The sequence below is a fragment of the Clostridia bacterium genome (assembly GCA_024685775.1).
Lineage (GTDB): Bacteria > Bacillota > Clostridia > Christensenellales > CAG-1252 > CAG-1252.
Genome location: JAIKVL010000007.1, coordinates 48,180 through 73,433 on the forward strand (window position 1 = coordinate 48,180; position 25,254 = coordinate 73,433).

Here is a 25,254-nt window from a genome sequence, read left to right on the forward strand (position 1 = left end):
CTTTATGGCGATCAAACACACGACCGGGATCTTTATCTCGAAATTCGGCTTGGTATATAAGATCATAGTTTATTTTTTGATCGTCGTCCTGATCGTCGGGGCGATCTCGTTTTCGGTCGCGCATCCCGCGCTCAAAAGTCTCTTTGAAAAGGTCGGCGACACGGGTTTCGTCCAACACGCGAAAAGCGGCATCGGAAAGCTTGTCCGCGGAAACAGCGATTTTTTAGTCGAATTTCAAGCCGCCTACGATTCTTTCGAGGAACTTGCTTCGACTTTGAGAAACGAAAAAGCGGAGTGGGCGAAGTTGACCGTTACGTTCTTCGTCTCCTTTGCCGTCATAACCTATTTGCTTGCGTTGAGCTTCTTGCCGTTTTCGGATATTCTCCGAAATTTTATGAGCAGTAAATCGGAGTACGGTTTTATGAGCAACCTCGTCGCAAACGGCGGGCGCGCCGCGCTGTACGCGCTGTTCTACACGCTCGTCGTCTTTACTTCTCAGATCGCGATCACCGCGCTTTCCGTCTTCGTCTTTTTGAAACTCGTGCCGAAGATCGGCGTGCTCGCGCTGACCGTCGGCTATTTGATTTTGACCCTGCTTTCGGGCTTGAAATCGACGATCTTCTCGGGCTGGCTCCCCGCGACCGTGACGGAAAACGTCTGCGTTTTCAAAGGCTTCGTCGTCGGGATCCGCGCGATCGGAAAGAAGTTTTTGCGTTCGTTCTGGACGTTCGTCTTTTTGAGTTGGATCATGACCTATTTGATCCTTTCGTTCGGCATTCTGACGTTCGGCGTCGGGTTCATTATCGCGGTCCCGTCCCTTTTCATTATGTATCGGATCGTTGAGCTCGTCCTCTATTTCGACGTTTGCGGTTACCGCTATTACGTCGACGAGCAAACTGTCCGTTGATCCGTCTTTCGGTCGAAAAGATTGAATCCCGCGTGATTCCTTCCGGGTGCGCGGGATTTTTTTACGGGGAGCGACCCTGTTTTTTCCTTGCGGAAAAACGGCGGGCGCGCATATTGACAAAATTTTCGCCAATATGTTATTATATATAATTATAAAACGCACATCCCGCGCGAGGCGCCGATATTCGATCAAGGAGAATACCATGAAAAAAGTTCGCTTTTTATTCGTACTGATTTTTCTGTTTTTTTGTACGGCGATTTTGATTTCTTGCGGCGGGATCACTTTTTTCAAGAACACAAATACGAAACCCGAAGAGAAAACCCTCGATTTTACGACGGTGTACGCGATGGCGGAAGACGCGGGCTACACGGGAACGATGGAAGAGCTCGTCGCTCTTTTCAAAGGAGACAGCGCGTATCAAATCGCGGTCGCGAACGGGTACAGCGGCAGTGAGCTCGACTGGCTTGCTTCTCTTTCCGGCGCCGCGGGTAAGGACGGGAAGACTCCCGCGATCGGCGCGAATAAGCATTGGTACGTCGGCGGCGTGGATACCGGCATTTGCGCCGAAGGGAAAGACGGCGTCTCTCCGACAATCGAGATCAATGCGGACGGCTACTGGGTCATCAACGGAATCGCGACGAATAAAAGAGCGGTCGGGATCGCGGGCGAAGACGGAAAGGACGGCGTAACGCCGACGATCGAGATCAACGAAGAAGGCTATTGGGTCATTAACGGCGTCGTGTCGAACGTCAAAGCGGCGGGCGAAAAGGGCGCGGACGGCTTGATGCCCGAGATCACGATCAATGCGGAAGGTTACTGGGTCGTCAACGGCGTCGCCACCGATAAAAAAGCGGTCGGGACCGCGACGGGCGAGACGATCGTCCCGACGATCGGCGACAATCATCATTGGTACATAGAAGGCGTGGACACCGGCGTCCTCGCGGAAGGCGTAAACGGATCGAACGGCGCGGATGGCGCAAACGGTAAGTCCGCTTACGAACTCGCCGTGGAGAACGGCTACGTCGGAACCGTCCAAGAATGGCTTGCGTCTTTGGTCGGCGCGGCGGGCGAGAACGGAATCGACGGGACGAACGGTAAAGACGGAAAAGACGGAAAAGACGGCGTAACGCCGACGATCGAAATCAACGAGCAAGGTTACTGGGTCATTAACGGCGTGGTGACGAACGTCAAAGCCGCCGGCGTGGACGGTAAAGACGGCAAGGACGGTAAAGACGGCAAGGATGGAACGAACGGGATCAACGGTAGCGACGGCGCGAACGGAAAATCCGCGTATGAACTTGCCGTGGAGAACGGATACACGGGTACCGTTCAAGAATGGCTCGCGTCTTTGGTGGGTGAAGCGGGCGTAAACGGATCGAACGGCGCGAACGGTGCGGACGGAAAATCCGCGTATGAAATCGCGCGCGATCACGGGTACACGGGTACCGAAGCGCAATGGCTTGCCTCTTTGGTCGGAGCAACGGGCGCGACGGGCGCGGCGGGGCAAAACGGAATTAACGGAAGTAACGGCGCGGATGGAAAGTCGGCGTATGAACTCGCCGTGGAAAACGGCTTTAACGGCTCGCTCTCCGAGTGGCTGGACAGCTTGATCGGCGCAGACGGCAAAGACGGACAGGACGGCAAAGACGGAACGAACGGAATAAACGGCAGCAACGGCGCGAACGGCAAATCCGCTTACGAACTCGCGGTCGAAAACGGCTTTAACGGGTCTCTTACCGAATGGCTTGCGTCCTTGGTCGGTGCGACGGGCGCGGCGGGGCAGAACGGCAAAGACGGAAAGGATGGAAAAGACGGGGTCGACGGTACGAACGGAACCGACGGCGCGGACGGGAAGTCCGCTTACGAAATCGCGTGCGATCACGGGTACACGGGAACCGTTCAGGAATGGCTTGCTTCCTTGGTCGGCGCGACGGGCGCCGCAGGGCAGAACGGACAAAACGGGACGAACGGCGCGAACGGAAAGTCCGCGTATGAACTCGCACTGGATCACGGCTATACCGGAACCGAAGCGCAATGGCTCGCTTCCTTGGTCGGAGCCGCGGGTCAAGACGGAAAAGACGGCAAGGACGGTAAGGACGGCGTAACGCCGACCGTCGAGATCAACGCGCAAGGCTATTGGGTCATCAACGGCATTCAGACGGCTGTCAAAGCGGTCGGAACGAACGGAACGAACGGGACGAACGGCGTGAACGGACAAGACGGGAAAGACGGAAAAGACGGCGTCTCGATCGTCAGCGTCGAATGGAATGAAAACAAAGAACTTTTGATCACCTTATCCAGCGGAACGGTTCTGAACATCGGGCAGATTCCCGCCGCGGAAGGCGACGTCCTCGATTATTATCCCTTGGATAACGGAACGTGGGGCGTAAAAGCGGGCAAAGGCTATTACCTTTCGAGCGTCGTGATCCCCGCGTCTTACGAAGGCAAGGCGGTCACGAAGATTCTGCCTTCCGCTTTCGAAGGCGACCGCAATCTCGAAACGATTTCGATTCCTTCTTCGATCGTCGAGATCGGTGAAAAGGCGTTCTTCGGTTGCGAGAACCTCGCTTCTCTTTCGATCCCCGCGAGCGTAACGCGGATCGACGATTGGGCGTTCCGCGATTGCATGGGACTCGAATCCATCGAAGTGGCGGCGGGTAATTCGACCTTTGCGGTAAACGAAGGAAAACTTATCAACGGCTTGACGAATAAACTCGTCGCTTGCGTCGTCGGTTCGGTCTATTATTCGCTCGTGATCGATAATTACGTCGGCGTCGGCGAAGAAAAGACGGTTTCCGTCATTTCCGATTATCTGACTGCGAACGACTTTACCTATTCCGTTTCCGACGAAAGGATAATCTCTTTCCTCGGGAACTCGTATCAAGGATTGAAGGAAGGCACCGTGACGATCTACGTTACCTTCAACGGCGAGACCGAAACCAAAGAGGTCACCGTCAAGGAAGTCCGTTATTTGTCCTTTGATTTGGACGGCGGCTCGGCGGTCGATCTCCCCGATAGAGTCTATGCGGGGACGACGGTCGATCTCCCCGTCGGCACGAAAGACGGCTATCAGTTCGCGGGTTGGTTCGTCTCGTCCTCTTTTGCGGGCGATCCCGTGACCACGCTTTCGGATCAAAATGCGAACGTTACTTCGTTGTACGCCCGCTTCGATAAGCTCTACACCGTTACTTTCCGCTATACGCGCGGCGGTAATCCCTATTTTGCGACCGTCGAATCGACGTATATCGGCGGGTACACGCTTTTGCATCCGACCTATGATTCCGCCGTCGAATATTTCAGCGGCTGGTTCCTGGACGAAGATTTCGTGGACGAAGTAACGGAGATCCCCGAAGGTTTCGGCACGGATCTCGAACTTTACGGTGCGTTCGTCAGCGCGACTTCTCAGATCACTCTGACCTTCGTCGCGACGGGCGGGACGATCTCGGGTGACAGCGTCGTCGAATGCCTGCCCGGCTATGATTCGTATCCGACCGCGACGCACCCGCACTTCGAATTCGGCGGCTGGTATCAAGACAGTAACTGCACGATCCCCGCTTCGCCGCGCGCATTCAGGACGCAGACGCTTTACGCCTATTTCTACGAGGTAACGGCGGTCGATTCGATCTCGATCGATTTCCCCGAAGCGGAAGTCGTCCTCGGCGGAACGGCGACTCTTCCCTACACGCTGTATCCCTCTACGGTCACCGTCCGAGCCGTAACCTTCGAATCGAGTAATCCGAGCGTCTTGACCATCGACGAGAACGGCGTTATGACGGCGCACGCCGTCGGTTTCGCGACCGTTACCGTGACTTCGCTTTCGTCCTCCGGCGCGTCCGCGAGCCTTGAAATCGAAGTCTTTACCGAACCGAACACGATCTCCGCGGCGTACGACACCGATTCCTTCGTTATGGTCGGGAACACGATCACGCTCAGCGCGAACGCGCACGTTCGCCGCGTCGACGATCCGACCCTGACTTGGACGAGTTTGGATCCCGCGATCGCGGCGGTTTCTTCGGACGGCGTCGTAACGGGCATTTCGGACGGGTACGTCCTGATTCGTGTCAGCACGGAGGAAAAGCCGAGCTTACATTTCGACATCGGCGTAACGGTCTATGCGGCGGATAACCCGCTCCGCTCGATCATCGAGTCTAACCACAGCGTCGTTGGAAGCGTAAAGAACCTCGGCATCGGAGCAGGCACTCCCGCGTATTACGTCGACTTGTACGAAAGCATCAACGGCGCACTTTTCAATAATACCTACGAGATCCTCCGCACCTACGAGACCAAGGCGAATAACAATACGCAAAACCACGGCGCGGCGAGATCCTCTACCGAATTCATCACCGTCCACTATACGGGCAATATGGCGTCGAGCGCGGGTGCGAAGAACAATTCGAGCGCGCTTGCGAACTCCACGAGCGCGAGCATCCATTACGTCGTCGGTAACGATGGAATCTATCATAACCTGAACGACAGCAAGATCGCCTATCACGCAGGCGACGGATCGAGAACGGTTGCTTGGTCGGCTACGGGCGTGTACGTTCAGGAAGGGGATCCCGAGTGTCCGGTTTGGGGCGTCTCCGGGACGAAGTTTACGATCAACGGCAGGACGACGACCGTTTCGCTTCCCTCCGACGTTCCTTCCGCGAAGAGGTCGGCGGCGTACTTCAACGATATGGGCTTTGGTTATAAGATCGTAAACGGGCAATACTATATGAACGCGACTTGGTGGTGTACCTCGCAAGTCTCGGCGGGTCGTATCGTTAACCACGGCGGTAACCGCAATTCGATCGGTATCGAGACCGCCGTCAATAAGGGCAGCGATCTCTGGCTGACTTGGCATTACACCGCGCAACTCGTCGCGAGACTGATGATTACCTACAATCTTCCGATCGAGCGCGTCGTCGGTCACCACTTCTTTACCGCGAAGGATTGCCCGCAACCGCTCCTTGAAAACGAGCTTGAACTTTGGTGGAGATTCATTGAGTGCGTCAAGACGGAATACGCGATCTTGACCGAGCTCGAAGGCGCAACCGTGTCGATGGCGCTCGTCGGCGAGTACGAGAACGTTACCGAGAACGGTCGCGTGACCGCGGGAACGAGTACGGACGAGTTTATTACCTACGACGTGACGGTGACGACCGCGGGCGGCGTCTCCACGACGGTTCGACTGACTTCTCTTCTGAAAGCGGAATAACCCTCGGAAACGCGCGGCGATCCGCCGCGCGCTACGATTTGATTTTTTACTTTCGATATGCATCTCGGAAAGGAGAAACCTATGAAAAGACGGATAACGATCTTTTTGATTGTCGCGACGGTTTTCGCTCTTGCGAGCGGGTTGTTTTCCTGCGACAAGAATAAAAGCGAACTCTCGGATCCCGAATTTCAAGCTCCTTCGCTCGTCGCGACCTACGGGCAGACGCTTTCCGACCTCGATCTTCCTGAAGGTTTCGTTTGGCAGGATCTCGAATCGACTTCGGTCGGAGAGATCGGAGAGCATACCTTCCTCGCTTCCTATCATCCGAAAGATCTCGCGAAGTATAAGATCGTGAGCGGCGTCCGAATCCTCGTGACGGTCGAAAAACGCCCGACGGACGTAGAGCCGCCGGATCCGATCCTCGCCGTCTACGGCGATACCCTTCAAGATCTTGCGCTCCCCGAGGGCTTTTCTTGGCAAGAAGATCCGAGCACTTCGGTCGGAAGCGTCGGGGATGCCGTCTTTTACGCGACCTATACTCCCGAAGATCCCGCGCATAACGAGATCGTTCGCGATTTGGCGGTCACGGTTCTCGTGGGAAAAGCGACTTACGACCTGTCGGGCGTCGTCTTCGACAGTAAAGCGGTCGTCTACACGGGCGAACCGATCTTCCTCTCGATCCGCGGGACGCTTCCCGAAGGCGTGACGGTTTCTTATGAAAACAACGGGCAAACGGAAGTCGGCGCGTACGTCGTTAAAGCGGTTTTTAAGGGGGACGAGGCGAACTATAATGCGATCGAGGATTTGACGGCGAATTTGGTCATCACGCGCGGAGAATAAGAGGAAAGAGCGGTTTATCTTCCGTCGAGTTCCGCGTCGCTTCGCCGAATCACGAGAATAAAAAAGGGTTTTACCGAAAGAAAGGTAAAGCCCTTTTTTTTGTATTCGTTCATCGCGCGGATCTCCGCAAGCCCGTTTTCGCGCTTCGTTTACGCGATCCGAAGATCGGATGCGCGGCGCTAGCGAAGCGGGGCAGGTCGCATCCTCGCTTTATTTGACGATGAGGATGATGAAGCGATGCCCCGTCGCGCTTCCGTAGGTCAGCGTCTCGCGGATGAAGTAGACCCTGCCGCTGTAACCCGCGCTATTCAGCGAGGAAGAGACTTTGCTCGAAGCGGTGTCCAAAGAGGCGCAATAGGATGATTCGATAAAGAAATCGAAGGTGAACGTCACCGTGGACGCGCTTTGAATTTGCGGCAAAACGACCGCGATCAGGTCGCCGAATTCGGCGTCGCTCGAAATTACGAGGTCGTTGGAAGAGGACGCGGGCGCCGTCCCGTAATGGACGAACGAGAAGGGATTGGATTGCGTGATCGCCGCGCAACTCGATTCCGCATAGTTATCGGCGGTATAGCCGAGAGGATCGGTCTTCGTCGCGTCGCTGATCAGGAAGCTTTCGAGGTTCAGGATCTCGCAATTAGAAGAATCGGTCGGGATCACCGATTCGAGGTTTGCGTGCGTCGTGTCCAAAACGAACCATTTCTTAACGCCGCTTCCGTCGTCAATCCAAACGCGGTTCCAAGCGTGTTCGTCTCCGATGACGCGGATGCATTTGATGTCTTCGAGACCCGCGAGGATCGAAACGGCTTTTGCGATGCCGTCGCAGATCGCTTTCTTATAGATAAAGACGCCTTCGACAGACCACGCCGTGCAATGCGCCCATTCGAAAGAAGCTTGATCCGAAGCGTCGGAAGCCCCGTAATCGTAGCCGACTTCCTCGACCATCCATTGCAGGATCGCATACAACTTTTGAACGTCGGTCATTTGATCGGTTATGATCGAGCGATTGATCTCTTTCGCGATATTCAGCATCGCTTCCGCGGCGGATCCCGAAACGGGGATGGGTTTATAGCCGTGGGAGAAGGCGTAAAAGAGTTGATCCGAGGTCGTTACCGAGACCGTGTTCGAACGGGATAGATAGGGGAAATCGTTAAACGAGCCGCTTCTCGCCGCTCCGACGGGGGCGATCCTCAAAAAGTCTTGTTGCGGGTAAATACGGGAATCGTAATCGTCGGGAGTTATGGTGTTTACTTTGCTGAACGAGAAGTCGGCGTTGTCGGCGCAGTTTACGCGGAAATAGCGGATCGTCGAGCCCGAAGTCATCGTGTAAAAATTCGGTACCCACGTCTGCGCGGTCATAAGCGCCATTGCGGATTCCAAGATCGATGAATAGTTCGAAGTCGTCGCGCCGGGATAGGAGAAGTATTTGTTCGTCGTGATCATATTGAAGACCATATAATCGAGGAACATCGCGAGTTCTTTTATAGATCCGATCTCGATCAAGGTCGAGGAATTGTTGCCGCGCGAAGAGAATTCCGTGGTGTAATCCAAGAGTTCGTCTCGCTGGCAGGCTTTGCAGGTATAGGCTTCGTAGACGTGGCTTCCGAGCGCGCCGCCCGCCGAAGAGGAGAACGCGTCGCTGCAACGGGAACAAGCGTAATTATCCTGCGCATATTCGATGCAGGTCGCGGGAGTCGTGCTCGTCAAGACGTAATCGTGACCGAGCGCGGGAGTCGCCGCATAGGTCGAATAATCGCAGAGCGAGCAGGTCTGATAAGCGGCGTAGCCCGGAGACGTGCAAGTGGCGGGTTGCGCGCTATGCGAGACCAGCTGATGCGGGGAGGTCGGGCAGGAGGAGATGGCGAGATCTCCCGTCTGGTTACTTCCGTTGTTGCTGAAAATAATCTGCGTCGCTCTCTTGTCCACGTCGATGAAATACCACCCCGTGTGGGTCGAGTCCGCGGTCATCGCCGTTCCCGGCCAGCCGCCGAGATAAGGCGTGTTTCCGTCTCCCCAAGCATAGGCGTAAACCGAGCCCCATCCGTTTTCGTTATGATAATAGACCGTATTGGTCGTGGATTCCGCGGGGTAATCCGCCGTCCAAACTCCGTCCTTATAATAGGGCGAGGAGAAGGAGATCGTCAGATCGTCCGTTTGCTGGCTTTGGTTTGAACCGTTCGAGAAGATGATCTTTTCGGCTTTGGTGTTGACCGAGACGGAGAACCAATTTTCGTGCTCGCCGACCGCGGTCATCGCCGTTCCCGCCCAGTCGCCGAGATATTTGGTCTCGTTTCCCGAAGTCCCGCTCCAAGCATAGGCTTTGACCGAATTCCAACCGTTCGAGTTATAGTAGTAGATCGTCTCGAAAGTGTCGACGCCCGCGGGCGCGCTCATCGAAGCAACGCTGAGTATGCGAGAGCTTCCGATCGACGACGGGGTAAACGCCGCGGACTCTTGCAGGACGGTCGAGACGTTCGTCTCGTCGCAGCGCAGGAGCTTGAAGGACGAGACCGTCTTCGAGAGATTGCGGACGCTATCCCAGTTTATGGTATACGTGCGACCGTCCGTCTCCGTCTTGACGAAAGCACCCGCATCCGTCGTTACGGACGAAGAATCGGTATAGTCGATCGCAAGCCTAAGGACCGAGCCGCTTTCCGTATAGCCGCCCCAAAGGATCTTGAAGGTCAGCGCGTAATACGGAGTGCGTTCGTTCGCGGAGATCTCCGTAAGATCGCTTTCCGACAAGGTCAGTTTATGCGTAAAGCCCAAGGGCAGGCTCGACGTCTTGTTGAACATATACGTTCCCGCGGCGTTCATTCGGACGATGACGACCGAGGAGACCGCTTTTTGAGCGTCCGTCGAGTAGGTGTAGGTGTTCGCCTTGGTGCGGGTCATTGCCGCGCCGGGGTAGGGGGCGTTCGTCGAATTATCCGAATAGGTGACGAAGATATTCGCGCGGCAGTTATCCGCTTCGAACCAAGTCACCGCCGAGGTGTCGAGCGTCAAAGCTCCCGTCCAAGCGTCCATCGAGGGGATCGAGATGGTGCGCGTCGTGCCGATGCTGTCGCGGTCGGTAGACTCGTTCCAGACGATATCGTTATTCGCAGGGTCGCAGCGCAGAAGTTTGAACTTGGAAACGGTCTTGTTCGGGTCAAGGGTCGCGTTCCAATCGATCGTGTAGGTCTCGCTGTCCGTTTCGGTCTTTACGAGCGCGGAAGCGGGTGTCGTAACTTCCGTTCCGTCGGTATACAGAATGTTGACGCGCGGGACGGCGCCGTTATCGGCAAAATTCGCCCAAGTGATCTTGAAGGTCAAAGCATAGTAGGGCGTGCGTTTCGTCGAAGCGATGTCGGAGAGCGCGCTTGAAGCAAGGGCGATCGTGTGATTCGCGGGGATATTCGCCGCCGCGATCGCCGCCGTCTGGTTATACATATAGGTGCCCGCGTTATTCATACGGACGATCTGCACGGAAGAGATCGTCTTCGTCAGATCCGTTTGGACGGTATAGACGTTCGCCGCGGCGCGGGTCATCGCCGCGCCGGGGTAGGGAGCGTTCGTCGATTCGTCCGAATAAGTAATAACGATATGCGCGCGGCAATCATTGTCTTCGAACCAAGTCACCGCGGACGTGTTGACGGTCAGCAATCCTTCCCAAGGATAATCTTCCGTCCAAGCGCCGTTTTTATAGTAAGGAGTCGAGAAATCAAGGGTCAGATCGTTCGTCTTGTTATTCTGATTCGAACCGTTCGAGAAGATGACGTTTACGGCTTTGGTGTTGACCGAGACGGAGAACCATTTCTCGTGTCCGCTGACTGCGGTCATCGCCGTTCCGGGGAAGGCTTCGAGGTAATTTACCGTGTTTGCGCCCGATCCGCTCCAAGCGTAGGCTTTGACGGAAGGCCAATTGTTTTCGTTATAGTAGTAGATCGTCTCGAAGGTGTCGGGAACGACGGTCGAGGTCATCGAAGAAACGGCGATGACGCGCGACGCGCCGATATCGCTCGGCGTAAAGGAGTCGGATTCGTGGAGGACCGTGTCGGGAGCGGACGAACTGCAACGGAGAAGTTTGAAGGAAGAGATCGTCTTATTCGCGTCGATCGCATTATTCCAGTGGATCGTGTAGACGTTCGCGTCGGCTTCGGTCTTTACGAGGGATCCCGCGGCGGTCGTTACGGACGAGCTGTCTCCGTAAAGGATCTGCACGCGGAGGACCGAGCCGCTTTGGACGTACTCGCTCCAAGTGACGTTGAAGGTCAAGGCGCAAGACGGAGTGCGTTCGTTCGTGGGGATCTCCGTAAGGTCGGTTTCCGCGAGGACGTATTTATGAGAGAATCGATAAGGCAGGTTCGAGGTCTTATTATAGAGATAGGTTCCCGCGTTGTTCGTGCGGATGAACGCGATCGAGGAGACCGCCTTCGCGGGATCCGTCGAGTAGGAGTATGTATTTGCGGAAGATCTCGTCATCGCTTCGCCTGGGTAAGCGGCGTTCGTCGTGTTGTCCGAATAGGTGACGAAGATATGTGCGCGGCAGTTATCCGTCTCGAACCAAGACACGGAGGAAGTATTCAGCGTTAGGGCGCCCGTCCAAGCGCTCATCGAAGAGACGGTAGTTATGCGCGACTCGGGAAGATTGCGTTCGGACGATTCGTTCCAAACGATATCGTTGTTCGTCGGGTCGCAGCGCAGGAGCTTTACTTTGGAGACCGTCTTGTTCGGATCGACGATCGCGTCAAAGTTCATCGTGTAGGTCTCGCTGCTCGTTTCGGTCTTGGAGAGAGCGGAAGCGGGCGTCGTGAGCTCCGTTCCGTCGGTGTATTGAATATTGACGCGTGGGACGGCGCCGTCTGCGGAGAACGTCTGATCCCAAGTTACCTTGAAGGTCAAAGCATAGTAGGGCGTGCGGTTCGACGTCGAAATGTTGGAGAGCGCGTTCGAAGCGAGCGTGATCGTGTGATCCGCGGGGATGTTCGCCGCCGCGATCGCCGTCTGGTTGTACATATAGGTGCCCGCGTTGTTCATTCGGACGATCTGCACGGAAGAGATCGTCTTGGTTTCGTCCGTGAGATAGGTGTAAACGCCCGCGGAGACTCTCGTCATCGCCGCGCCGGGGTAGGGAGCGTTCGTCGATTCGTCCGAATAGGTGACGGTGATAAAGGCGCGGCAGTCGTCGTCTTCAAACCAGGTGATTTGGGAAGTATTTACCGTGAGCGTTCCGTCCCACGGGAAGTCCGCCGTCCAAACGCCGTACTTATAGTAAGGCGTGGCGAAATCGAGGGTCAGATCGCTCGTCTTGTCGGTTTGATCCGAGCCGTTCGAGAAGATAATGCTTTCGGCTTTGGTGTTGACCGAAGCGGAGAACCAACCGCTATGCCCGCTGACGGCGGTCATCGCCGTTCCGGGGAAGGCTTCGAGGTAATCTACCGTGCTTGCGTCCGATCCGCTCCAAGCGTAGGCTTTGACGGTCGACCAACCGTTCGAGTTATAATAGTAAATCGTCTCGAACGTGTCGGGGATGACGGGTTCCGCCATCGAATCGACGGTAATGCGGCGCGAGGACGTGATATTCGCCGTCGTAAAGGATGAAGATTCTTGCAAGACGGTATCGGGATCCGTCGCGTCGCAGCGCAGAAGTTTGAAGGACGAGATCGTCTTGTTCGCGTCGATCGCGTTATTCCAATGGATCGTGTAAGTATTCGAGTCGGCTTCGGTCTTTACGAGCGCGTTTGCGGCGGTCGTCACGGAAGTTTCGTCCGAATAGAAGATTCTGACTCGGAGGACGGAACCGCTCTCGGAGTACTCGCTCCAAGTGACGTTAAAGGTCAAGGCGTAATAGGGCGTGCGGTTGCTTGCCGCCATATCGTTGAATTTGCTTGATGTCAGGCTCAACGTGTGCGTTTCGGGGATCGAGGTGATGTTGCCCGTCTTGTGGTACATATAGGTGCCCGCATTGTTCATTTGAACGACGACGACTTTGGAAATCGTCTTCGCGGTGTCGGTTTGGACGGTGTAAACGCCCGCCGCCGTCCTTGTCATCGCGACCCCGGGGTAGAGGGCGTTCGTCGAATCGTCCGAATAGGTGACGGTGATAAAGGCGCGGCAGTCGTCGTCTTCGAACCAAGTGATCTTGGTAAGGTCGACGGTAAAGACGCCGTCCCACGGGAGATCCGCCGTCCAAACGCCGTTCTTATGGTAAGGCGTCGTGAAATCGAGGGTCAGGTCGCTCGTCTTGTCGGTTTGATCCGAGCCGTTCGAGAAGATAACGTTTTCGGCTTTGGTATTGACCGAAATGCTCCACCATCCGTCGTGTCCGCTGACGGCGGTCATCGTCGTTCCGGGGAAGGCTTCGAGGTAATCTACCGTGTTTGCGCCCGATCCGCTCCAAGCGTAGGCTTTGACGGACGACCAGCCGTTCGAGTTATAGTAGTAGATCGTCTCGAAAGTGTCGGGCGCGATGGGCGCGGACATCGAAGAGACGGTGAGAATGCGAGACGCGCCGATATTGCTCGTCGTAAAGGATTGGGATTCGTGGAGCACCGTGTCGGGATCTGTCGAATCGCAGCGCAGGAGCTTAAAGGACGAGATCGTCTTGTTCGCGTCGATCGCGTTATTCCAATGGATCGTGTAGGTGTTGCTGCTCGTTTCGGTCTTTGCGAAAGCACCCGCCGCCGTCGTTACGGAAGTTTCGTCGGAGTAAAGGATCTTCGCGCGGAGGACCGAGCCGCTCTGGGCGTACTCGCTCCAAGTGACGTTGAATGTCAAAGCGTAAGACGGGGTGCGTTCGTTCGCCGCGATCTCCGCAAGATCGGTTTCCGCGAAAGTGAATTTATGCGAGAAACGGTAAGGCAGACTCTCGGTCTTGTTGTAAAGATAGGTACCTGCGTTGTTCGTGCGGATAAACACGATCGAGGAGACTGCTTTCGAGGAATCCGTCGAATAGGTGTAGTTGTTCGCGGAAGATCTCGTCATCGCGACTCCGGGGTAGGCGGCGTTCGTCGAATTATCCGAATAGGTGACGAAGATATTCGCGCGGCAGTTATCCGTCTCGAACCAAGACACGGAGGAAGTATTCAGCGTTAGGGCGCCCGTCCAAGCGCTCATCGAAGAGACGGTAGTTATGCGCGACTCGGGAAGATTGCGCTCGGACGATTCGTTCCAAACGATATCGTTGTTCGTCGGATCACAGCGCAAGAGTTTGATCTTGGAGACCGTCTTGTTCGGATCGACGATCGCGTCAAAGTTCATCGTGTAGGTCTCGCTGTCCGCCTCGGTCTTAACGAGAGCGGAAGCCGCCGTCGTGAGTTCCGTTCCGTCCGCATAGAGAACGGTCGCGCGCGGAACTGCGCCGTCCGCCGCGAAGTCCGCCCAGGTTACCTTGAAGGTCAAAGCGTAGTAGGGCGTGCGATTGGAAACGGAGATCGTGCTGAACGCGCTTTCCGCGAGGGAGAGTTTGTGGCTGAACACGGCGGGCAAATTGCCGGTCTTGTTATACATATAGGTGCCCGCGCCGTTCATTCGGATGATGACGATCGAGGAGACCGCCTTCGCGGGATTCATCGAATAGGTGTAAGTATTCGCCTTGGTGCGCGTCATCGCCTCGCCGGGGTAGGCGGCGTTCGTCGTGCTGTCCGAATAGGTGACGAAGATGTTCGCGCGGCAGTTATCCGTCTCGAACCAAGAGACCGCGGAAGTGTCGAGCGTCAAGGCTCCCGACCAATCGTTCATCGTAGAGATCGTGGTATAGCGCGAGTTGGCGAGAGAGGTGCGATCCGGAGATTCGTTCCAGATGATATCGGGATTCGCGGGGTCGCAGCGGAGCAGGCGGAAGGACTTCATCGTCTTATTCGGATCGATGATGGCGTTCCAATTCATCGTGTAGGTGTTCGAATCGGTTTCCGTCTTGACGAGCTCCGAAGTCGAGGTCGTGTACTCCGAATTGTCGGTGTAAAGGATATTGACGCGAGGGACCGCGTTTCCTTCGCTGAAATTCGCCCAAGTAATTTTAAACGTGTACGCGTAGTAGGGCGTGCGGCTGTTTACTCCGATGTTCGTGAGGTTGCCCGCCGCGAGCGCGATCGTGTGATCCGCGGGGATGTTCGCCGCGGCGATCGTCGCTTTGTTATACATATAGGTGCCCGCGTTATTCATTCGGACGATCTGCACGGAAGAAATCGTCTTATCGGGATCCGTCTGCGTGGTGTATGTGTTCGCGGCGGAGCGCGTCATCGCGACTCCGGGGTAGGGCGCGTTCGTCGATTCGTCCGAATAGGTGACGGTGATAAAGGCGCGGCAATCGCTATCTTCGAACCAAGTAACGGCGGAAGTGTCGAGAGCGAGTGTTCCGTCCCACTTTTCAACGGCGGAGATCGAAACGGAAATCGGCGACGGCGCGGTCGAGAAGACGGCGTACGCTGCGCCGATCAGCGCGCAGCAAATTAAAAGCGCGGCAAGAAATAATACGGATTTGGTTAAAGTTCTGTTTCCCATGGGGCTCCTTTCTTCGGGGTTGATTCGACTCTCTTACGGTTGATTTTCGATCGGATCTTGTGTGACCGATACGCATGCGGCGAAGCAAGGAGAAGGAAAACCCTTCGGTCTGCGAAAAATCGCCGCCGTCCGCGGAAAAACGCGGAGCTTATATTATTTTACAACTTATACTGTATAAATTGCAATAGTAAGGCGAAAATGCATATATTTTATTCATTTTGTATAAAACGGCTGAATAATCGTTCCGCTTTGCGCGGCTCGTCGCAAAACGGGATGAGTGGCGAAAGGCTTTTCGGGAGCGGGGAAGAATAAAAAAACGCGGGACTTTTCATCCCGCGCTTTATGCGATCAATTCTTTTTCGAATCCTTGTCTTTTTCGTGCGTCTGCCGTTTTTGCTCGTACATCCGCTTATCGGCGACGCGCATCAGCTTCTTGAAGCTGTTTTCGTCCGATTCGGTCGCGTAAGCGTAGCCGACGGAAACGCTGATATGCTCGCGCTCGATCGCGAAATTGAAATGGTCCACGCGCGTCTTGATCTCTTCTTCGGAGCAATCGCGAAGGATCGCCGCGAATTCGTCGCCGCCGATGCGGTAGCAGTTGCCCGCGTTTCCTTTGCTGAAACACTCGCAAATGCAGGAGCCGGTGGTTTGGATGAGCTTATCGCCCGCGAGGTGACCTTGCGTGTCGTTTACGCGTTTCAAATAGTTTACGTCGAAAAGGATGACCGCCATCGGTCCGCCGCTTTCGTTTCTTTCGAGAAGGTTACATTCCAAGCTGTAACGGTTGGGCATCCCGGTCAACGCGTCGGTTTCGGCGGCGGAGCGCAGGATGGTTTCGAGTTTATTTCTGCGGAACAAAAGTTCGTTATACGCGCCCGCCATTAAGCGAAGCTCGCGGATCCCGCCTTGTTTTTTGAGGTTTTGGTCGGAAGCGATCAAGTTGCTGTATCTGCGGAGCGGCATAATGAGCCAATGGAAGAAGAAGATGAACGTAACGACCGAGATCGCGATGATCGCGATGATGACCGACCAAAGGGCGACGCGCAGTTTTTGGATGCGCTCTTCGCTCTCGACGGCGGATTTTGTGAATTCGTCCTGAATGGTCTTATTGCAATTCGTTGCGTTTTGGTTCAATAAAACCTTGGCGGAGCTGTAATTCGTATCGAGAATCAGCTGTTTCGCCGTCTCGATGCGTTGCGCGGGCGTCATCGCCTCTTCCTCTTCGGTCAGGGGGACGGAGGGGATCGCGGTCAGCGCGGGGATCGGGGGGAGCGCGTAGACGGAGCGCATCAAAGATAAAGCGTGGATTTGAAGGTCGATCAGCTCCTGCGCTTTTGCCGCCGCGTCGTTTAGAAAAGTCTGAACGGCGGAACTGACGTTATGCTGTTTGAATTGTTCGACGAAATAGGGGCCTCTGTGTTCCTCAATGGTAAGTTCGCCGCTGTATGCGATCAAATATCCGAAATTCAAGGTTCCGTCTTCGCTAACCGGCATCGAGATAAAAGCGGTCATCGTTTCGGAGAGTTTGCTCGCGCCCGCCTGCAATTCCGTGACTTGGTTTTGGTACGCGATCGATTGATTCATCGAATCGGTCAGTCGGTTCGTGGCGTGGTTAACGTCGTAAACGAGGGCGACGATCGTGCCGTACAAAATCGTGAGGATGACGATAAGAGGAACGACGAACGAGTTCGCTGCGAAACCATCGGGTTTGGTTGTTCTCTTGTCTTTCATAATACTTCCTTTGAAACAAATTTGCAGCTATAAATATATTTTATACCACACTCGGGCGCATATGTCAAGTTTTTCGTTTTTTTTCGACGCGGATCGGCGCCGGTTCGTGTAACGGAATCGTTACGTTTTGATTGAGAAATTCGATTTTCTCTTATTTTTCCGAAAATCCTTCCTTGGTGTGGATCCGCTTCGCGCTCGGAAGAGAATCGTTACTCGGCGAGCGGGAATATCTCCGAAAATTTTTTTTTCGGATCGTCGTTTTTTTATAAAAACGGGATAGTGCGCGGGCGTGCGGGTGAAAATATATTCAAAGAAATGAACTGCTCGGTTGACGGGTCGAGCGCAAATGTTGTAATATAAATGCGTACGTCAGAAAAATATAAAAAAAGAAAAGTGGAGTTGCTTGTGAGAATAGCTGTGGTTGGAATGGGATACGTCGGGATGTCGAATGCGGTTTTGCTCTCGCAGAAAAACGACGTGATTTGCGTCGACGTCTCGAAGGAAAGGATCGATATGATCAACGGCAAAAAGTCGCCGATCGTCGATCGCGAGATCTCGGATTATTTGGAGAATGAGAAGCTGTCCTTGAAGGGGACGATGGATAAAAACGAAGCGTATAAAGACGCGGAGTTTATCATTATCTCGACGCCGACGGATTATGACACGGAAAAAAAATATTTTAACACCTCTTCGGTCGAGTCCGTTATTCAGGACATTTTGAACGTGAATCAAAAAGCGACCATCGTCGTCAAGTCGACGATCCCCGTCGGACACACGGAGTATTTGAGAGAAAAATTCAATACGTCGAACATTTTGTTTTCCCCCGAGTTTTTGAGGGAAGGAAAAGCTTTGTACGATAACTTATATCCTTCGAGGATCATCGTCGGTTGCGATATGAAAGATCCGGCGGCAAGGGAGAAAGCGAAGACGTTTGCGAATTTGCTTTTGAGCTGCACGATCAAAAAAGACGCGCCCGTTTTGATCACGAACACGACGGAAGCGGAAGCGGTCAAGCTTTTCGCAAACACCTATTTGGCGCTTCGGGTCGCCTTTTTCAACGAACTCGACACGTTCGCGGAAGAGAAAGGACTCAGCGCGAAGGACATCGTTTCCGGCGTTTGCTTGGATCCGAGGATCGGCATGCAGTACAACAATCCTTCTTTCGGTTACGGCGGGTATTGCCTCCCGAAGGACACGAAACAGCTTCTCGCAAACTATGACGGGATCCCGCAGAGTTTGATCCAAGCGGTCGTGCAAGCCAATCGGACGAGGAAAGATTATATCGCCGACAGGGTGATCTCTCTCGCAATCGCGACGGGAAAAAAAGACCCGATCATCGGCATTTACCGCCTGACAATGAAAATGGATTCCGACAATTACAGAAAAAGTTCGATTCAAGGCATCATCCGCAGGATCAAGGAGCACGGGTTCACCGTCGTGATCTACGAGCCGACGTATAAGGGCGATGAGTTTTTCGGAGATAAGATCGTCTCCGATTTGGAAGAGTTTAAGAAGTCTGCGGATATTATCGTCGCGAACCGATTCGGAGACGAGCTTGCGGACGTCGAACAAAAAGTCTTTACGAGAGATCTTTTTTTGAAGAACTGATTCAAAGGAAGTGGTTTTATGAAGATCGATTTTGAAAATGAACCTTTGGTTTCGGTTCTCGTATTCGGGAAAAAATCACAGAAACTGAACGACAACGAGAGGTCTGTTTTAAATAACCAGACGTATAAAAACCTGCAAACCGTTATCGTTCCCGACGAAGGCAAAACGATAGAAGGAATTATTGAAGCGCTTTCCCTTGTGAAAGGTGAATACGTTTGTTTTTGGGATATCAATAATTTGCTTTCCAAAGATTTCATTCGCGCGTTGGTCGTCGCTGCGAACGATTCCGGCGCGGACTTCGTTCTTTCCGACGTCAGTAGAGTAGAAGACGAAAAATATATGGAGTATAACCTCGATCCGTTGCGCCGAGCGGATCTCTCTAAAAAAGGGAATGAAATCATCAATTTTTTTGTGGAGTACTGGTTTCGCTTTTGGGGCGTGTACGACGTTTGGAATAAACTGATTCGGTCCTCGCTTATCGCTCCGATTTCGGATTGTCTGAATACGTATTCGACTTATAAGAATAACGACGAGGGTTTTCAGACGATTTCCAGATACGTTTTGTCCTTTTCCATTTGGAATTCGGCAACCTATCTTATAAACGAGCATAACGTCTACGCCTATTGCCGTAGGGCGCCTCGGATGACTTCCGCGCCGCTTAAAACGATCAGGCAATTCAAAAAGTTGTATGAGATTCTTTTCTGCGCGCTGAGAATGAACGACGTGGATGATCGGGGGTTAAGGATATACTTGGGGCGTTTCGTCGCTTCGGAATTTTCTCTTGATTTGAGGAATAATGCGATCTATAACGAGTTGAAGTATTTTTCTGCGGAGCCGACCTGTCTTCAAAAATCCGATCAATATTTTTACAGCGCGGAAACCAAGATTCCGAATATTTTTCACGTTGAGGAACGTTTGAAATTGGCGATCGCCGACCCGAAGACCAAAGTCGTCAGTTTCGATATGTTCGACACGTTGGTTTATCGTCCGCTGTTTTATACGATCGACGTTTTCAGTTTGTTGAATAAAGATTTTAACGATAGGATCAAATCCACTTCCGTCGTTGACTTCGCCTATTTGAGACAGACTGCGGAGAAAGTCGCGCGAGAGAATGCGAGAAAGAAAAAAATCGAAGAAATAACGATCTACGATATTTATAGGACGCTCCACAGACTTTACGGGATCGAAGAAGAGGTTTGTACTTATATGCTGAATCGCGAGTTGGAAACGGAACTTTCCGTTTGCAAGGCGAAGCCGAGCATGAAGAAAATCTTCGATTTGGCGAATTATTATAAGAAAACGATCCTTATTTCCACGGATATGTATCTTCCCGCAGAAACGATCCATAAGATCCTTGCGGCGAACGGGTACGAGAATTACAGACTGTATCTTTCCTCCGAGCTGAAAAAGACCAAAGGCAGCGGCGCGATGTTCAAGAAAATCATTGAAGATTTCAAAGCGGAAAATTGCTTGCCTTCGGAGATTATCCATATCGGGGATAATTATTCTTCCGACTTTAAAAACGCGCAGGAAAAAGGACTGGTCGCATTTCATATCAATAGTTCCGTGAACGTCTTTAAGGGGGGAAATCTTACTTGTTACGGCGGCGAGAGCTATAAGAATTTGTACACAAAGAATACGTTCTTTGCGAAAAATCAATGGCAGATCGACCATTACTTGGGTTTGAGAATGTTCTGCGGGTTGGTCGCCAATAAATGCTTCGATTATCCCGCAATCTCTATGAACGGCGATTCCGATTTTGATGCGAATCCTAATTACGTCGGATACTATTGTCTCGGCGGTCTGCTCTTGGGCTTAACGAGATGGCTTTTGGATGAGACGAAGAACAAGGGCGTTTCGACGATCCATTTCGTCGCCCGAGACGGATGGCTTCTCAAACGCTTCTACGATATATATACCGCAAATATGCCCGACGCGCCGAAATCGAATTATCTTTATATTTCGAGAAAGTCGCTTTTTACGTTGGACATAAACGGAGTAGACGACTTGTTAGCGGTGTTGAATAATAAGTTGTCCGCAAACGCAAGTTCGCCGAGAAAGATTCTCGACCTTTTGAAACCGATCATTAAGAAAGATCAGTTCAAGCGCTTGCAACTCGAAGTAATGCGCGATTACGATTACGAAGCGCCTTTCGAGAAGAATATCAATTACACGTATTTCATCACGGCTTTTATTCGCAAGAACAAAAACTGCTTTGATTTCGTAACGGATAAGGAACGCGCGCGTGCATATTTCGGTGAGATCATTAAAGAGGGAGACGTCCTCTTTGACGCAGGTTACACCGGGCGAAGCGAATCGACGATTTCTTCTCTTCTCGGGTTTCCCGTCAATGCGTTTTATCTTCATTCGAACGGAGACGTCTTGGATCAGAGAGAACAGCGCTTCGGTTTCGAGACGAAATGTTTCTATCCTTGGCGCCCGAATAATACGGGAATTATTCGCGAACACGTCTTGATGGAATATGCTCCTTCGGTAATAGGCTACGATTTTGACGCCGAAGGAAATAAAGTCGTTTTCGGTGAATTCCAAGAGGACGTTTGCGTGAAATGGTTTACCGAGAGATTGCAGTCCGCCGCGTTGGATTTTTGCCGGGACTTTTTGGATGCTTTCGGAAACTATTTGGATCGTTTTTACGTCAGCAATTATACGCTGTCGATGCCGATGGAATACTTCCTCCATATGGCGAAGCCGTTTGATCGGAAAATCTTCGAAGCGCTGTCTTTCGAGGATGATATCGGCGTGGGCGGGACGACCAATGCGACGGATTTTTGGCAAAGCAAAATATCCGAGTTGAACGCCAATCTTATGTCTGCAAAGAAGGGCGCGGCTCCCTCGTCTTCGGATAAACAGAAGGGGACGTTTGAACTCGTCGACAATAACGTTTTGAAACGGATTACGGACGGGTTGAAACTTCCGCCGCAACCGCTTGTTAAAGTAAAGGAAAAGAGAAAGAATAAGATTTTGCTTTATTCGAATGAGCTGAGCTGGTCGGGCGCGCCGAGAAGCCTTCTCAGGATTTGCAAAGTTCTTCTTCGTTACGGTTATGACGTGGAAGTATGGTCTTTATATGACGGCGACCTTAGGAAAGAATACGAGAAATTAAAAGTTCCCGTTAAGATTTGCGATTACAATAACGCGGATTATGCCTATGCTTTTGATACTTTCGATTTGTGTATCGTAAACGCTGCCGTTTCCTATAAGTTCTATTACATCATTCAACAGTATCTTCCCACGGTTTGGTATATTCGCGAAGCGACGAATTTGCAGGATCTTTGTATCGGAAATAAGGGAATGGCGGAAGTTTTGCAAAGTTCGTTGGATATGGTGTGTGTCAGCGAATACGCAAAGTCCTACATTGTGAAATCCTACAACGAGAACGTGCAAGTCGTGCCGAACTGCGTCGAAGATAAAGCGAATCTCGATTACGTCAAGCCTAAAACGAAAGAAGTCGTTTTCCTGACGTTGGGCACGATCGAACCGCGCAAAGGGTACGACATCATTATTGAAGCGATGGAGACCCTCCCCGAAGAGTATAAAGGATCGGTCAAGTTTGTGTTCGCAGGGCGCGTCTTGGATTTTTGCAAGGACTGGGCTCTGAACGTTATCGAAAGATCAAAGGAATTGCCGAATGTCGAATATTTGGGTGAGGTCACGGAGGAAGAAAAACTCCACGAACTCTATCGAAATAGCGACGTGGTCGTCGTCGCTTCGAGAGATGAATCCTGTTCGTTGGTGGCTCTTGAAGGCACGATGCACGGTAAACCCTTGATCGTTACGGAGAATACCGGCGCGAAGTATATGGTGACCGACGAAAACGGTTATATTATTAAGACGGCGGATGCGCAGGCGCTTCAAGAGAGTATGCTCTCTTTCGTAAGCAAATCCGAGAGCGAATTGACTTCGATGGGAAAAGCGTCTCGCGAGAGATACGAGCAACTCGCCAATATGGAAGTCTACGACAAGAATATTCTCGCAATGGTCGAGAATAAGATCAAAGTCGAACATAAGACTCTTGAAAAGCCGCAAACCGATAAACCGATCATTCCGATCATTCTTGCGACGAATTCCGGATATGCGCCGTATGCGGGCGTTACGATTCAATCCGTTTTGGAAAACGGTAGCAAAGATTACTTCTATGATTTTTATATCTTTTATACGGAACTCGGCGAAGAAACACTCAGAAAACTGAACGTCGTTAACGATAATTATCGCATTACGACTTTTAACATTTCTTCGTATCTGAATAACGATATGCATTTGAAGACTTGCGCGCATTACACGACGGAGACCTACTATCGTTTCTTCTGCCCGAAGATCCTTCCGTTCTATGATAAGGTTATCTACTTGGATTGTGATTTGATCGTTTTGGATGATATCAGCAAAATGTTCGAAATCGATCTCGGCGGGAAGGCGATCGGCGCTGTTCATAATTATATGAATCAATTCGTCGTTGGGTACGTCAAGAAAATGAATTTGGATCCGGAAGCCTACTTCAATGCGGGCGTCTTGGTTATTGATACCAAGAAATTTGCCGAGAATAAGGTCAGAGAGCGCGCGTTCCGCACTTTGGCGCAACACCCCGAGTTTATTATGCTGGATCAGGACGCGTTGAATATCGTTTGTAAAGACGACGTCGTCTTTATTCCGAACCGTTGGAACGTCCAATGGCATCATTTCGAGGCGAAATGTGACGTCGTAATCGATAAACAGCGTTGCTTGGATGCTTATGCGGCGCCTGCCATTTTGCATTTTACAGGGAAAAACAAGCCTTGGAATGATGCGAAAATCCCCAAAGCCTTCCTGTTCTGGGAGATCGCGCAAAAGACGGACTTCTTGTTTGAGATTCTGAAAAAGATGCAGACCAACGTCTATGTTTTAAATGGCGGCGATAAAGGAAGAGTGTCGCAAGGGTCGAGCGCGGGAAATAAGACGAAAAAAGGTTTTCGTTATTACGTTCGCAGATTCAATAAACTTGCGAAAACGTACGGTCTTTTCTTCGCGATCAAGAAGACGATTTTATTCTTAAAAAAGAGGAGAAACCGGGAATGAATCAGTTCTTCTGCGATAAGATGAATAACATTCAGATCACCGATTGGGTCAAAAAGGAACTTGGCGCAAATCGTTTTAAGATGTTTGATCATAATGTGAGTTATTTGAATGATTCGGGATTGACCGTTGATGTTGAACACATTTCGAACTTTCCGCAAGGTCGCTTTAAACTCAATTTCAAGGGGAAATCTTTTGATGTTTTTTTTAATTTTAAACCTCAAAAACCACTTTACGTTTTTTTGAACGGTTGGTTGATGGATACTTATCCCGAGTTTAAGCGTTGGTATTGGTATACGTTTATCGAAGGCAGCGTATTGAATATCGCCGATCCGATGCTTAGGGATTACAATGATCTTCGTTTGGGATGGTACTATGGTTCAAAGTCTTTTGATTACAGGCGTTGTATCGCCGAGATGGTGACGCTGATTGCAACGCAACTGAAAATAAAAAAGAAAGATATCATTTTATACGGTTCGTCGGGCGGCGGTGCCGCTTGTTTTGAGATCGCTTCTTTGATCCCGGGGTCGACCTGCGTCGCAATCAATGCACAGTTGTATTTGGAATCGTTTTCTTATTATGATCGGTTTAAGTCCATTACGCAACTGGATCCTCTTCACGATCCTTTGAAAAGGAATAATATTGAGCATTGGATAAAGCTCAATAATAAAACCCGTTACATTTTGGTGGAAAACGTTTTATCGGAGAATGACCGAGACAACATAATGCGGCTGAGCCAATCGTTAAACTTCCCAATTCGATATGGCATATCAAAAGAGAAGAATATCATCGTGTGGTGTTATTCAGCGGAAGCGGATGACCCGCATAATGCGCAGGAAGACTGCTATGTGCATTTTCAAATAATGCAATTGCTCAATCTGTTCGACAAGCCCGGCGATTTTGACTCGTATAAATCGCTGTATATGCTTTTCTCGGAAATGTGGTATAACAAATGGAAAGACTTGCTGCTTTCCAACGAACAAAATGAATCGATTATTGATTTGAATTCAAATCAAACCGAACCCGTTTACGAAAAAAAGCAATTTATTTTGGTAGCGACGGATTCGAGTTATAATGCGTTCGTTTTTCCGAATTCGTTAGAGGAATCCACGCGTTATTTGATTCGTATTCAGGGTGCGAAATTGAGCGGAGCGGAAAACTATGTCATTGCAATTAAAGACCGAAGAAAGAATGACCTTATTTGGTCGTGCGAGTTGAAAGACGGGGATTCCGTTACCGAGTTTATCACCGGATCGCGGGTGAAGTGTCTTGAATTAAAGATATACGCAGGGGTTCCTTGGAAGACGAATAACGTTGGACTTTCGATCGAAAATTTGTCGATCGAAAAGTTCGTTTAATCAATTATCTCAAATTCTCTTTGTAGACAAAATAAAAAAGTCCTCGGTTTTATAAATCAATC

The 25,254-nt window shown here is 51.6% G+C and carries 8 protein-coding genes; 6 read left to right on the plus strand and 2 right to left on the minus strand.

Features of this window, described 5'->3' with window-relative positions; translation table 11 throughout:
- The first annotated feature begins 4 nt into the window (after positions 1-4).
- The 3 genes from K5753_02005 (at position 5) to K5753_02015 (ending at position 6,944) form a co-directional block, all read left to right on the plus strand.
- Entirely contained in the window at positions 5-907 is a 903-nt protein-coding gene (locus K5753_02005; protein ID MCR4725976.1) for a hypothetical protein, read from the plus strand.
- 202 nt (positions 908-1,109) lie between these two features.
- Positions 1,110-6,104 carry an N-acetylmuramoyl-L-alanine amidase gene (locus K5753_02010; protein MCR4725977.1) on the plus strand — a complete coding sequence of 1,665 codons (4,995 nt, stop codon included), beginning with the start codon at positions 1,110-1,112 and terminating at the stop codon, positions 6,102-6,104.
- Between the two features lie 81 nt (positions 6,105-6,185).
- Positions 6,186-6,944, plus strand: a complete 759-nt coding sequence (locus tag K5753_02015; protein MCR4725978.1) for a hypothetical protein — start codon at positions 6,186-6,188, stop codon at positions 6,942-6,944.
- Positions 6,945-7,154: 210 nt separating this feature from the next.
- On the opposite strand, the gene K5753_02020 is transcribed toward K5753_02015, so the two are convergent.
- Together K5753_02020 and K5753_02025 are read right to left on the minus strand one after the other, a co-directional pair.
- Positions 7,155-15,428: a starch-binding protein gene (locus K5753_02020; protein MCR4725979.1), complete on the minus strand. Its 8,274-nt coding sequence runs from the start codon at positions 15,426-15,428 to the stop codon at positions 7,155-7,157.
- Positions 15,429-15,776: 348 nt separating this feature from the next.
- Entirely contained in the window at positions 15,777-17,159 is a 1,383-nt protein-coding gene (locus tag K5753_02025; protein MCR4725980.1) for a GGDEF domain-containing protein, read from the minus strand.
- Between the two features lie 405 nt (positions 17,160-17,564).
- Between K5753_02025 and K5753_02030 the strand changes: the two genes are divergently transcribed.
- Genes K5753_02030 through K5753_02040 form a run of 3 tightly spaced genes read left to right on the plus strand, consistent with a single transcriptional unit; the run spans position 17,565 to position 25,192 of the window.
- Positions 17,565-18,767, plus strand: a complete 1,203-nt coding sequence (locus tag K5753_02030) for a nucleotide sugar dehydrogenase (GenBank protein MCR4725981.1) — start codon at positions 17,565-17,567, stop codon at positions 18,765-18,767.
- 18 nt (positions 18,768-18,785) lie between these two features.
- Positions 18,786-23,837 (plus strand): glycosyltransferase, encoded by a 5,052-nt coding sequence (locus tag K5753_02035; GenBank protein ID MCR4725982.1) that lies wholly within the window; start codon positions 18,786-18,788, stop codon positions 23,835-23,837.
- Positions 23,834-25,192, plus strand: coding sequence for a hypothetical protein (locus K5753_02040; protein MCR4725983.1), 1,359 nt, complete (start codon positions 23,834-23,836; stop codon positions 25,190-25,192). Before K5753_02035 ends, K5753_02040 begins: the two co-directional genes overlap by 4 nt.
- The last annotated feature ends 62 nt before the right edge of the window (positions 25,193-25,254 follow it).

What these genes read in the sequence shown, in the direction of transcription:
- K5753_02005 (MCR4725976.1), top strand. Translation starts at nt 5, where the DNA reads ATGGCGATCAAACACACGACCGGGATCTTTATCTCGAAATTCGGCTTG.
- K5753_02010 (MCR4725977.1), top strand. Translation starts at nt 1,110, where the DNA reads ATGAAAAAAGTTCGCTTTTTATTCGTACTGATTTTTCTGTTTTTTTGT.
- K5753_02015 (MCR4725978.1), top strand. Translation starts at nt 6,186, where the DNA reads ATGAAAAGACGGATAACGATCTTTTTGATTGTCGCGACGGTTTTCGCT.
- K5753_02020 (MCR4725979.1), bottom strand. Translation starts at nt 15,428, where the DNA reads ATGGGAAACAGAACTTTAACCAAATCCGTATTATTTCTTGCCGCGCTT.
- K5753_02025 (MCR4725980.1), bottom strand. Translation starts at nt 17,159, where the DNA reads ATGAAAGACAAGAGAACAACCAAACCCGATGGTTTCGCAGCGAACTCG.
- K5753_02035 (MCR4725982.1), top strand. Translation starts at nt 18,786, where the DNA reads ATGAAGATCGATTTTGAAAATGAACCTTTGGTTTCGGTTCTCGTATTC.
- K5753_02040 (MCR4725983.1), top strand. Translation starts at nt 23,834, where the DNA reads ATGAATCAGTTCTTCTGCGATAAGATGAATAACATTCAGATCACCGAT.